Source organism: Micromonospora sp. WMMD710 (genome assembly GCF_029626045.1).
GTDB lineage: Bacteria > Actinomycetota > Actinomycetes > Mycobacteriales > Micromonosporaceae > Micromonospora.
This window is the reverse complement of the sequence record NZ_JARUBD010000001.1, coordinates 2,712,563-2,725,057: the sequence shown is the minus strand read 5'-3', so window position 1 is coordinate 2,725,057 and position 12,495 is coordinate 2,712,563. Positions and strand designations below refer to the sequence as shown.

Here is a 12,495-nt window from a genome sequence, read left to right as displayed (position 1 = left end):
ACGGCGGCGGCGACGGGGGAGTGGGCGGGGATGCGCGTTCTTGTGGTCGGGGGTAGCGGGCTTCTCGGGCGGGAGGTCTGCCGGCGGGGCGTCAGCGCCGGCTGGTCGGTTGTCGGGACCTTCCACTCCAGGGCGGTCGCCGTGCCGGGCGTTTCCGCGCGGCGGTTGGACGTGACCGACCGGGCCGCGGTGCGCGCGCTGGTCGCCGAGGTGCGGCCGGACGCCGTGGTCGGGACCCCCTACCGGTACGGGGACTGGGCGGTCACCGCCGACGGGGCCGCGTACGTGGCGGTCGCCGCCGCCGAGGCGGGTGCCCGGTTGGTGCACGTGTCCAGCGACGCGCTGCACGCCGGCCGTCCGGTGCCGTACGCCGATGACGAGCCGCCCACGCCGGTGCACGCGTACGGCGCCGCGAAGGCCGCGGCCGAGACCGCCGTCCGGGCGGTCGATCCCGGTGCGGCCCTGGTACGCACCTCCCTGATCGTGGGGGAGGGCAGTAAGCAGATCCAGCTCTGTCGGGACGCGCTCGCCGGCCGGGCCACCCTGTTCACCGACGAGCTGCGCTGCCCGATCGACGTCACCGACCTGGCCGACGCCGTGCTGGAGCTGGTCGCCTCGTCGTATGCCGGTCTGCTCAACGTGGCCGGCCCCGACGCGGTCAGCCGGGCGGAGCTGGGCCTGCTGGTCGCCGAGCGGTACGGCCTGGACGCGGCCGGGTTGACGACCACCACGAGCGCGGAGACCGGCCTGGTGCGGCCTCTGGACGTGCGGCTGGACTCCACGCGCGCCGCCGGCCTGCTGCGCACCCGGCTGCGGGGAGTGCGCGAGGTCCTCGTCGGCTGACTCTGCACACTTTCTATGCAGGACTCTTGTGCATAGAAAGTGTGCAGAGATAGTGTGCATGTCATGGCCGATGACGGAGTGGCTTCGCGACCGGAGCCACGCGAGGTACGGATCGACAAGCGACAGGTGCGGGTGCTGGCCCACCCGCTGCGGATGCGACTGGTCGGGGCGTTGCGGGTGAAAGGCCCGGCCACCGCCACCACGCTCGCCGAGATGCTCGGCACCAACACCGGCGCGACCAGCTACCACCTGCGCCAACTCGCCGAGGTCGGGCTCGTCGTCGAGGACCCCGAGCGGGGCAGTGGCCGCCAGCGCTGGTGGCAGGCCGCGCACGACGTCACCAACTGGGAACCGACCGACTTCGACGACGACCCGGACGCCCGGGCCGCGATCGAGTGGATCCAGGGCGACCAGGTGCGGCTTCTCGTCGACACCGCCGACCGCTGGTTCGCCACCCAGCACGAATGGTCCCCCGCCTGGCGGGACGCCTTCGGCATGAGTGACATCTTTCTGACCATCCCGCCGGCCCGGTTGGAGGAGCTGAAGACCGAGTTGTGGCGGGTGCTGGAGCGCTACCACCGCGAGGCCGATCCGGTCGACTCCGCCGATCCGGAGGCCCGCCCGGTGCAGGTCTTCATGGCCGCCTACCCGCTACGGGAGGAGTACCAGTGAGCGCGAGGAGTGAGCCGGTTCTGCGAGTCCCGCAGTCGCGAGCAGAGGAGGCACGGTGAGCGCCCTGACCGTCCGCCAGGTCCGACGTCGTTATCTCACGCTGTACGGCCTGCGCTGGCTGCCCACGGGGTTGATGATCCCGGTGATGATCCTGCTGATGCAGGAGCGCGGCCTGTCGCTGCCGCAGATCGGCCTGGCCTTCACCGCGCAGGGGCTGCTGGTGCTGGCCCTGGAGTTGCCGACCGGCGGCCTCGCCGACGCCCTCGGCCGACGCCCCCTGCTGATCGCGGCCGGGACGCTCAACCTCGTCTCGCTGTCGCTGTTCGCGGTGGCCGACTCGTTCTGGCTGTTCTTCCTGGTCTATGCCGTGCAGGGGGTCTACCGGGCGCTGGACAGCGGCCCGCTGGAGTCCTGGTACGTCGACGCGACCCTGGCCGCCGACCCGCAGGCCGAGTACGAGAACGGCCTCGGGTACGCCGGCACCGTCATCGGCGGGGCCATCGGCGCCGGCGCGCTGCTCAGCGGTGGCCTGGTGGCGCTCGGCCCGATCGGGCCGGCCAGCGCGCTCACCGTGCCGGTGCTTGTCGCGATCGTCGCACAGGCGGCCGCGCTGGTCGCGCTGCTCGTCCTCCTGGTCGAGGAACGGCCGGCCACCGGGATCGCGGCGCTGCGGACCTCGGTGGCGCAGGCGCCCCGGATGATCGGCCAGGCCGTCGGCCTGCTGCGCCGCTCCCGGGTGCTGCTGGCCCTGGTGGCGGTGGAGCTGTTCTGGGGCTTCGGCATGGTGACCTTCGAGTCGCTGCTGCCGGTCCGTCTCGCCGAGGTGGTCGGCGACCCGGAACGCGCCGCCGCGCTGCTCGGACCGGCCAACTCGGCCGCCTGGATCGTCTCGGCCGCCGGCGCGGCGCTGACCCCGCTGCTGCTGCGCTGGCCCGGTGCCGCGCCGGGAGCGGCCCTGCTGCGCATCCTGCAGGGCGCGACGGTCGTCGGGATGGGCCTGTTCGCCGGGCCGGTGGGAGTGCTGGTGGCGTACCTGGCCTGCTACGCCGTGCACGGCGCGTCGAACCCGCTGCACAGTGGCCTGCTGCACCGTCAGGTGGACGGCCCGTACCGGACCAGCGTGCTGTCGCTGAACTCGATGATGGCGCAGCCGGCCGCCGCGCTCGGCAGTGTGGTGCTGACCGCGCTCGCCGCCGCGACCAGCGTGGCCACGGCCATGGTGGTCGGCGCGGTGGTGCTGGCCGTCGCCGCCCCGCTGTACCTGCCCGCCTGGCGCGCCGGTCGCCGGGTCACCGCGGAGCCCGCCGACCCGCCCGCGGTTCCCGTGCCGGCAGAGCAGCGTTGACCATTCAGGCGAGGCGGATCGAGGTGAGGTGGTGGGTGTCGGTGAAACCGAGCCGTCGGTAGAGCCGTACCGCCCCGACGTTGTCCGGGTAGACGCCGAGCCCGACCGTGTCGAACCGCGCCAGCAGCGCCCGGGTCATGCCGGCGGTCAGCGCGGCACCCAGGCCGCGTCCCCGCTGGTCGGGAGCCACGGTCAGGCCGGCGAGAAAACCGATCTCACCCCGGCTGCGGTCCGCGCCGCACGCCACCAGCCGACCGCCGGCCCGGATGCCGTACCAGTCGACCACCCGGGAGTCGCCCGGCCGGGACGTGGTGCTCGGGAACGCCTCGTCGATCAGCGCGTCGAGCGCCGGGTGGTCGGCCTCGGTGAGCCGGACGACCCGCTGCTCGTCGGGCTGGTGCGGCGGGGCCGCGACGGTCCAGTGGAAGTCCCAGTCGACGTGCTCGGCCACGGCCAGCCGGTCGGCCACCTGGGCGGAGTCGAGTCGGGGCAGGTGCAGCCGGGAGTCGCGCCCCAGCACCCCCTCGGCGGTCAGCGCGGCGACGAGGTCGAGCACCGACCCGGCGGGGCCGATCGCGTCGGCGCCGGACCCGCGCTCGGGCGGCACCAACCAGAGCACCGCGCCGTCGCGTCGGTAGCCGCGCGCCGGCGCGTCGCGCCAGAGCGCGTGCCGGGCGAACGGGTGGTGGCCGGCGGTGGCCAGGATGTCGGCCCGATCGTGGAGCACCTGGTCGTCGATGATCATGACGGACAGCCTAGAAGCCGGCCCGGAGAAACCGCGCGGGCACCCTGATCCACGGTGGAGATTGGCGAGTCGACCGATTGGGTACATCACGCGCCGACCTACTGGGAACCCCCACCGGAGGACCGACATGCTCGCCATTCTCGCGGCCATCGTCTTTGGCTTTGCCCTGCTGCTCGACCTGCTCAACACCGACTTCGGCGCACCGGACCTGTTCAACTGGAACACGCTCGTGCTCATCGGCCTGCTCCTGCTCTCGCTCTACCTGGCCGGCGTGGGCAGCGGCCCGCGCGGCGGTGGCGGCGGCCGCTGGTACCGGGGCCGTCGCCCCGGCCGTGGCTGACCGGAACCGATCACCGGTGGCGGGCCCGCGGCGCGATTCCGGCGTCGTGGGCCCGGCCCGGTACTGTCTTCGTGATGGAGTCCGACGCCCTCTTCTCCCTCGGTGCCCCCGCCGGGCCGCGTAACGCGCCCGACGGTCCCGCCGGTGTCGACGGGTTCACTCCGGTAGCGGATGATTCGCCCCTGCCCGTCCGGATGCGTCCGGCGACCCTCGACGAGTTGGTCGGTCAGGACCACCTGCTCGCCCCCGGGGCACCGCTGCGGCAACTGGTCTCCGGCGGCGCGCCGATGTCGGTCATCCTCTGGGGACCCCCGGGCAGCGGCAAGACCACCATCGCGCACCTGGTCGCCGCGGCCACCGACCGCCGGTTCGTCGCCATGTCGGCGCTCTCTGCCGGTGTCAAGGACGTCCGGGCGGTCATCGAGACGGCCCGCCGCCAACGCCGCTCGGGCGGCCCGCAGACCGTGCTGTTCATCGACGAGGTGCACCGCTTCAGCAAGACGCAGCAGGATTCGCTGCTCGCCGCCGTCGAGGACCGCACGGTCACGTTGCTGGCGGCCACCACGGAGAACCCGTACTTCTCGGTCATCTCCCCGCTGCTGTCGCGGTGCGTGCTGCTCACCCTGCAACCGCTGAACGACGAGGCGGTGCGGGGTCTGCTGCGCCGCGCGGTCGCCGACGAGCGCGGCCTCGGCGGCACCCTCACCCTGGCCACCGACGCCGAGGACCACCTGGTCCGGCTCGCCGCCGGCGACGTCCGCAAGGCGCTGACGGCGCTGGAGGCGGCGGCCGCCTCCGCCACGGCGCTCGGCACCGGGCGGATCGACCTCGCCACCGCCGAACAGGCCGTCGACGTGGCGGCGGTGCGCTACGACCGCGACGGCGACGCCCACTACGACGTGGTCAGCGCGTTCATCAAGAGCATGCGTGGCTCGGACGTGGACGCCGCGGTGCACTGGCTGGCCCGGATGCTGGTCGCCGGGGAGGACGCCCGGTTCATCGCCCGCCGACTGGTGATCTTCGCCAGCGAGGACGTGGGCATGGCCGACCCCGGCGCGTTGAGCGTGGCCACCGCCGCCGCACACGCGGTCGAGTACGTGGGTCTGCCCGAGGCGCAGCTCAACCTCGCCCAGGCGGTGATCCACCTGGCCACCGCACCGAAGTCGAACTCGGCCACCACCGCCATCGGCGCCGCCATCGCCGACGTACGGGCCGGCCGGGGTGGCTCGGTGCCGCGCGGCCTGCGCGACGCGCACTACGCCGGTGCCCGCGGGCTGGGCCACGGGACCGGCTACCGCTACCCGCACGACGACCAGCGTGGCGTGGTCACCCAGCAGTACGTTCCCGACGATCTCGTGGGCACCGACTACTACCGGCCGAGCCCGCACGGGGCGGAGCGGTCGGTGGCCACCCGGCTGCCGCTGCTGCGCCGCATCGTGCGCGGGCTGCCCGCCCCGGCCACCCGTACGGACGCTCCGGCGGCCGACCAGCGCGTAACGGAGCAGACCGCGCCGGCGCCTGCTGCCGAGAACGGTCGCCCGACGACGGGCACGGGTGGTCCCGGCACGATGCAGGACAGCGGCACGAACGCCGCAGGAGAGGGTCAATAGTGAAATCGCGTGGTGCGGACCGCCCGGACGAGAGCCCGGACGAGCGGCGCGATACCCGCCCCAAGGGCCGCCGCTGGGGTCGAGGCCGAGCCGAGGCCGAGCCGGAGGAGCCGGTGTCGGGCGAGGAGTTCGGCTGGATCGACGACCTGCGCTCGGCCAAGCAGCAGCGCACGGAGCTCGGTCCCGAGGGTGTCGCCGCGGAGGCCGCCACCCCGCGCGGTGGCGCCTCGGCGCCCCCGCCGGACGCACCGACGCCGCCCACCCCGCCCGGCGTACGCAGGATTGAGCCGGACGGCGCCACCGGTCGGCGCCCGGTGGACGGACCCTGGCCGGGCGAGGCCCCGCCACCGCCCCGCAGGCCGGATGACCGACCGCCCACCCCCGCAGCGCCCGCCCCGGGCAAGCAGGTGCGCCGGGGCGCGCCGCCGGTGGCTGGTGCCCGCGCCGCCGCCCCACCCCCCGCTGCCCGTCCGGCCGCCGGTGAGCCGGCCGGCCCGCCCGGCGCCCGCCCGACGTCCGGTGGGCCGGCGGGCGTAGGTCGACCCGCTGCGGTTCCGCCCGGCCCGCCCGCCGGCGCGCCGATGCCGCCCGGACGCCGCCCGGACACCCCCGCAGCGGCCGGCCGCCGCCTCGATGCCCCCGCTCCGGCCGGCCGGACGGATGCCATGCCACCGCTGCGCCGACCGGATGCCGTGCCACCGGGCCGTCCCGGCCCGGAAGCGACCGAGCCGGGCCGTTCGGTGCCCGCAGGTCGGGCCGCCGCCGGTCGTGTGACCGGCCCGGAGCCCACCGAGCCGGGCCGTTCGGTGCCCGCAGGTCGGGCCGCCGCCGGTCGTGTGACCGGCCCGGAAGTGACCGAGCCCAGCCGTCCGGTGTCCGCCGGCGGTCGGGCCGCCGGCGGGCGGGTGGCCGGCCCGGCAACCGACCCGGCGCGCGCCGGTGGGCCGCCCGCGTCCCGCGGCCCGGCCCGCTTCGACGCCCCACCGGCCGGTGCCGTGCCGACGGTCTCCGACGGCCTGCGACCCGACCCGGCCATCGACGCCGACCCCCGGACCGCCCGACGGCGCCCCGGCCCGGTTGATCCCGGAGCGCCGGAGCCGGCAGGTCCCGGCCCCGCCACCCGGGCTCGTCCGGCCGCCGCCGGCCGGCGCCGTGCCGCCGAGCCCACCGAGCCGGTGGTGCCCCGTTCGGGCAACGCACCCCCGGTGCCCGACGCGCGCGGCGGCAACACCGGCGCCACGCCCACCGTCGGCCCGGCCGACCGCGCCGGGCGCCGCCGGGCCGTCCCCGACGAGCAGGAGCGGCGTCCGCAGGTCGGTGGTGAGCCCCGGGCGGACCGCCCGGAGCGCCCGGCCGACTGGCTGCGGCAGGCCGGACGCCTGCCGCACACCGACCCCGGCCTGCCGGTGGTCAACCGGCGAGGCGGGACTCCCGCCGTGCCACCCGGCGGGCAGCCCACCGGCCGCCGCCCGATGCCACCGACGGGCGATCCCACCGACCTTACGTCTGGCCGGCTCGCCGTGCCCGACCCGGCAGCCGAGCGGCCCGGCCGTCGAGCCGTCCGACCGCCGGCCGACCCGGGCGCGGACGCCCCCGCCGGCCGCCGGGCGGCGCGGCCCGACGCGCCGGATCCCACCGGGGAGCAACCGAGCGGCGGTCTGGCCTACCCGTCGACCACCGGCGAACGACCCACCGCCCGACGGGGTGCTCCGGACCCGACCGTCCGACGCCGCCGCCCTCCGACGGAGCCTGGCCCCGACGGGCCGGCCGGCCCGGGGCGGCCCATCCGCGAGGGTGACCGCGACGACGCGTACACCGGTCCCGCCGGTGGTGGCCGACCCGCGCCCAGCGGCGGTCCCGCCGCTGCGGGCGCACCGCCTCGGGGCGGTGCCCGTTCCGGCCGGGCCCGACCGGCGCCCGGTGACGCGCCGGTGTCGGGCGCTGGCCACCGTGGCCCCGACGGCCCTCCGCGACCCGGCCCGGGCGCCGATCCCGCCGCCCGCGGCGCGGCGCGGCCCGACGGCGCGGCGCGGGCTGCCGTCCCACCGGGCGCCGGTCCGGACGGCCCGGCCCGTCCGCGCGTCGACGGCCCGGCCCGTCCGCGCGTCGACGGGCCGCCCGGTCCGCGCGTCGACGGGCCGCCCGGTCCGCGCGTCGACGGGCCGCCCGGTCCGCGCGTCGACGGGCCGCCCGGTCCGCGCGTCGACGGGCCGCCCGGTCCGCGCGTCGACGGGCCGGGCCGCGCGCGCCCGGACGGCCCGGCGCGCGCCGCCGTCCGCCCGCCCGGCGCTGCGATCCCGCCCGGCGCTGCGACCCCGCCCGGAACCGGAGATCGGACCGGCCCGCCCGGAGGTGACCCCGCGGTGGCCCGTGGCGGTGCCGCGGCCGTTCGACCCGCGCCGGCGGACCGTGCCGCCGGACGCGCCCTGCCGCCGCACCGCGAGCCCGGCCGCCCGGAACCGACCGGAGTCGCGCCCGTCCCACCGCCCGGCCGCCCCGGAGAGCCGGTCGGCGTGGCCCGGGCCGCCGCCGCGGTGCCCGCCCCGACCGGGCCGGTGGACCGCCCGGGGCCCGAGCCGGCCGCCGGACCCGCACTGCGACAGGCCGCCGAGGACATCCGCGACGACGACGGCCCCGCCGCCGGCGCCCGGTCCGAGCAGCGTCGGCAGTCGCGCGAGCGACGGCGGTTGCGGGCGGTGGCGCTGGCGCTGGTCAGCATCGTGCTGCTCGGTGCGGTACCGCTCTTCTTCGGCATTCGCACGCTGAGCCGCGACCCGGTCTTCGACAACCTGGACCAGCTCAACGTGCCGGCCTGGGCTGCCGCGAAGACCGACGACGACGTCAGCGGCAGCCGCTGGTGCCTGCTCGACTGCCGGCTTCGCGAGCGCACCGTCACCTCGGAGAAGTCGCCGGCGGAGACCACGAAGGTGTACGAGGACGCGCTGCGCCAGGACGGTTGGCAGCCGTGGAAGGTGGCCCGCTGCCCGGAGCAGGAGACGAAGGGCAGTTACACGTGCTGGCGCCGTGACGAGCTGACCCTCGACCTGTGGGTGCGCGAGCCGACCTGCGTCCCGCCGCCGGTCGACGGAGAACCGGCGATCGTGCCGTCTCCCGAAGCGTCGGCCGCTGCGGCGGAGTGCGCCGGCTCGTTGGTGTCGGTGAAGGTGCGCAACGCGATCGACGACGAACGGACCAGGCCCCAGCCGACCACCGATCCGTCACTGACCGGAGAGGATCCGTTCCCGACAGTCAGTGGTGACCCGCTGGGCGACCTGACACCCTCACCGTCCTGAGCCGGTTTCCATCACGGACGGTAGGGTCTGGGGCTGGCGGGCACGCCCGCTGCCGCTGGCCGGCGACGGCCGGCGTGTCTGTTGTGGGTAGCACCGTTGTGCGTTCCGGGGACGTCGGGTCCTGCGGGAACTCTGCTTGAGGAGGACAGGCGTGGGCGACATTTTGGCGATCGCGGCGCTGATCGCGGCGAGCGCGTTCGCGGTGTTGGTGCTCATCCTGACGCTGCCCATCCTGCGGCTGCGGCACACGGTGGACGCCACCACGCGGATGATCAACGACCTCAACGATCGGACCGCGCCGCTGCTCGGCGACGTGAACACCACGGTGAAGAACGTCAACGTCGCGCTGGAGCAGGTGCAGACCTCGCTCGACGGTGTGAACCTCCAGCTGGCGAAGGTCGACACGATGACCAGCCACGCGCAGAACGTCACCGCGAACGTCGCCAACCTGGCCACCGTGGTCTCCGCCGCCGCCGCGAACCCGCTGGTGAAGGTGGCCGCGTTCGGCTACGGCGTGCGGAAGGCCGCCGCGGGTCGCCGGCACGCCGAGACCGAGCGCGAGGTGCGCGACACGATCAAGCAGCAGCGGCGGGCCGCCCGGCGCGGCAACCGCTGACCGGCCGGCGCACCAGGAAGGTAACGAGACATGAGGCGGTTGTTCTGGCTGGGCATCGGGCTGGCCGTCGGCGTGGTGGTGGTCCGCAAGGCCACCCGGACCGCGCAGGCGTACACCCCGGCCGGCGTCGCCAGCACGTTGTCGGAATCCGCTAGCGGGCTGGTCGAGTCGCTGCGTAGCTTCGTGGAGGACGTTCGCATCGGGATGGCCGAGCGCGAGCAGGAGATCCACCAGGCGTTCGCGCAGGGCGAGGCGTTCGACGACCAGTTCGCCGAGCTGCGGGAGTCCCCGCGGATCGGCGATCGAGACATCTTTCCGGAGGAACACCAGCGATGAAGACGGCGGAGATCAAGCGGCGGTACCTCGCCCACTTCGAGGCGAATGGGCACACCGTGGTGCCGTCCGCTCCGCTGCCCGCCATCAGCGACCCGAACCTGCTGTTCGTCAACGCCGGTATGGTGCAGTTCGTCCCCTATTTCCTGGGTCAGCAGGCCCCGGCGTACCGGCGGGCGGTCAGCGTGCAGAAGTGCATCCGCACGCCGGACATCGACGAGGTCGGCAAGACCAGCCGGCACGGCACGTTCTTCCAGATGAACGGCAACTTCTCCTTCGGTGACTACTTCAAGGACGGCGCGATCCCCCTCGCGTGGGACCTGGTCACCAAGTCGCAGGCCGACGGCGGGTTCGGTCTGGACCCGGAGCGCATCTGGCCGACGGTCTACCTCGACGACGACGAGGCGTACGAGATCTGGCGGTCGGTCGGCGTGCCGGCGGACCGCATCGTCCGTCGGGGCAAGGCCGACAACTTCTGGTCGATGGGCATCCCCGGGCCGTGCGGCCCGTGCTCCGAGCTGTTCTACGACCGGGGCCCGGAGTACGGCCGCGAGGGCGGCCCGGCGGTCGACGAGGACCGCTACATGGAGTTCTGGAACCTCGTCTTCATGCAGTTCGAGCGGGGCCCGGGCACGACCAAGGACGACTACCCGATCCTGGGTGACCTGCCGGCGAAGAACATCGACACCGGCATGGGCCTGGAGCGGATGGCCTCGATCCTGCAGGGCGTCGACAACCTCTACGAGATCGACGAGGTCCGGCCGATCCTGGACCGCGCGGCCGAGCTGACCGGCAAGCGCTACGGCGCGCACTCCGGCCACGTGGCCAGCGAGTCGCACCCGGACGACGTGCGGCTGCGCGTGATCGCGGACCACGTGCGGACCGCGCTGATGCTGATCGGCGACGGTGTGACCCCGAGCAACGAGGGTCGCGGCTACGTGCTGCGCCGGATCATGCGCCGGGCGATCCGGTCGGTCCGGCTGCTCGGCTGGCAGGATCGGGCGCTGCCCGAGCTGCTACCGGTGGCCCGGGACTGCATGGCGCCGTCGTACCCGGAGCTGGCGACCGACTTCGACCGCATCTCGCAGTACGCGTACGCGGAGGAGGAGGCGTTCCTGTCCACCCTGCGTGCCGGCACCACGATCCTGGACACGGCGATCGCCGAGACCCGCACCGCGGGTGGCACGGCGCTGTCCGGCGCGAAGGCGTTCCAGTTGCACGACACGTACGGCTTCCCGATCGACCTGACCCTGGAGATCGCCGCGGAGCAGGGGCTCAAGGTCGACGACGAGGGCTTCCGCCGGCTGATGGCCGACCAGCGGACCCGGGCGAAGGCGGACGCGCAGGCGCGTAAGACCGGGCACACCGACGTGTCGGCGTACCGGTCGGTGCTCGACTCGGGTGGTCCGGTGACGTTCACCGGGTACGGCGAGGTGGCGCGCGAGTCGACGGTGCGGGCGCTGCTCGGCGCGGATGGCCCCCGCCAGGCGGCGACCGAGGGCGAGACGATCGAGCTGGTGCTCGACACGACCCCGTTCTACGCCGAGGGCGGTGGGCAGCAGCCCGACCAGGGCATGATCACCGTTGGTGGCGGTCAGGTCGAGGTGCTCGACGTGCAGCAGCCGGTGCCCGGCCTGATCGTGCACCGGGCCCGGGTGATCCGCGGCGAGGTGCGCGCGGGCGAGGCCGGCTACGCGGAGATCGACACCACTCGCCGGCGGGCGATCTCGCGGTCGCACACCGCCACCCACCTGGTGCACCAGACCATGCGCAACTTCCTCGGTGAGTCGGCCACCCAGGCGGGTTCGCTGAATGCGCCCGGCCGGCTGCGGTTCGACTTCAACACCCCGACCGGGGTGTCGCCGAGCGTCCTGCGCGACGTGGAGCAGCAGGTCAACGAGGTGCTCCTGGCCGACCTGGAGGTGCACGCCTTCATCACCTCGCTGGAGGAGGCGCGGCGGATCGGGGCGATGGCGCTGTTCGGCGAGAAGTACGGCGACGAGGTGCGGGTCGTCGAGGTGGGTGACTACGCGCGGGAGCTGTGCGGTGGTACGCACGTGGCCCGCTCGGCCCAGCTCGGCCTCGTGAAGATCCTCTCGGAGTCGTCGATCGGCTCCGGTGTGCGGCGGGTCGAGGCGCTGGTCGGCATGGACGCCTTCAGCTTCCTGGCCCGTGAGCACCTGCTGGTGTCCCGGTTGGCCGAGCTGTACCGGGTGCCCAGCGAGCAGGTCGCCGACCGGGTGGAGCAGACGGTCACCCAGCTGCGCGACGCGGAGAAGGAACTGGAGAAGCTGCGCGCCCAGCTGGTGCTGGGTGGGGCGTCGGCGCTCGCGGCGCAGGCCAAGGACGTTGGCGGGGTGGCGTACGTGGGCACCGAGGCGCCGGAGGGCGCGGCCGGCAACGATGTGCGGACCCTCGCCCAGGAGATCCGCGGCAAGATCGATCCGGCGCGGCCGGCGGTGGTCGCGGTGGCGGCGCGGGCGAACGGCAAGGCGTCGCTGGTGGTGGCGGTCAACCAGGCTGCCCGGGGTCGGGGCCTGGCCGCCTCGGACCTGGTGAAGGCGGCGTTCTCCGGGCGTGGCGGTGGCAGTCCCGACCTTGCCCAGGGTGGCGGTCTGCCCGCGGCCGAGGCGCCCAGGTTGCTGCTCACCGTAGAGAAGGCGATCACCGAGGCGTGATGAACGATCACTGTCAGCCA

At 74.8% G+C, this 12,495-nt stretch carries 10 protein-coding genes; 9 read left to right on the top strand and 1 reads right to left on the bottom strand.

All coding sequences use genetic code 11. The features are described 5' to 3' along the window. The first annotated feature begins 30 nt into the window (after window positions 1-30). From O7620_RS12500 to O7620_RS12490, 3 genes are all read left to right on the top strand, one after another. Window positions 31-843 (top strand): sugar nucleotide-binding protein, encoded by an 813-nt coding sequence (locus O7620_RS12500; protein ID WP_278123147.1) that lies wholly within the window; start codon window positions 31-33, stop codon window positions 841-843. Window positions 844-906: 63 nt separating this feature from the next. Next, a complete protein-coding gene (locus O7620_RS12495) occupies window positions 907-1,515 on the top strand; it encodes a helix-turn-helix domain-containing protein (protein WP_151493074.1) in 609 nt (202 codons plus the stop codon). A gap of 55 nt (window positions 1,516-1,570) precedes the next feature. Continuing rightward, on the top strand, window positions 1,571-2,860 hold the full coding sequence (locus O7620_RS12490; RefSeq protein ID WP_278123146.1) for an MFS transporter: 1,290 nt from the start codon (window positions 1,571-1,573) through the stop codon (window positions 2,858-2,860). Window positions 2,861-2,864: 4 nt separating this feature from the next. On the opposite strand, the gene O7620_RS12485 is transcribed toward O7620_RS12490, so the two are convergent. Then, on the bottom strand, window positions 2,865-3,605 hold the full coding sequence (locus tag O7620_RS12485; protein ID WP_278123145.1) for a GNAT family N-acetyltransferase: 741 nt from the start codon (window positions 3,603-3,605) through the stop codon (window positions 2,865-2,867). A gap of 127 nt (window positions 3,606-3,732) precedes the next feature. Between O7620_RS12485 and O7620_RS12480 the strand changes: the two genes are divergently transcribed. From O7620_RS12480 to alaS, 6 genes are all read left to right on the top strand, one after another. After that, entirely contained in the window at window positions 3,733-3,945 is a 213-nt protein-coding gene (locus O7620_RS12480) for a hypothetical protein (protein WP_007458297.1), read from the top strand. A gap of 74 nt (window positions 3,946-4,019) precedes the next feature. Continuing rightward, on the top strand, window positions 4,020-5,555 hold the full coding sequence (locus O7620_RS12475) for a replication-associated recombination protein A (protein ID WP_347403763.1): 1,536 nt from the start codon (window positions 4,020-4,022) through the stop codon (window positions 5,553-5,555). A 2,615-nt stretch (window positions 5,556-8,170) separates the two neighbouring features. Beyond that, on the top strand, window positions 8,171-8,848 hold the full coding sequence (locus O7620_RS12470; RefSeq protein WP_278126979.1) for a hypothetical protein: 678 nt from the start codon (window positions 8,171-8,173) through the stop codon (window positions 8,846-8,848). Window positions 8,849-8,999: 151 nt separating this feature from the next. Next, window positions 9,000-9,464, top strand: coding sequence for a DUF948 domain-containing protein (locus O7620_RS12465; protein WP_192580099.1), 465 nt, complete (start codon window positions 9,000-9,002; stop codon window positions 9,462-9,464). Window positions 9,465-9,494: 30 nt separating this feature from the next. Next, window positions 9,495-9,800, top strand: a complete 306-nt coding sequence (locus tag O7620_RS12460) for a hypothetical protein (RefSeq protein ID WP_278123144.1) — start codon at window positions 9,495-9,497, stop codon at window positions 9,798-9,800. Beyond that, window positions 9,797-12,475, top strand: coding sequence for an alanine--tRNA ligase (gene alaS, locus O7620_RS12455; protein ID WP_151487807.1), 2,679 nt, complete (start codon window positions 9,797-9,799; stop codon window positions 12,473-12,475). The genes O7620_RS12460 and alaS overlap by 4 nt, the downstream gene beginning before the upstream one ends. Window positions 12,476-12,495: the final 20 nt, after the last annotated feature.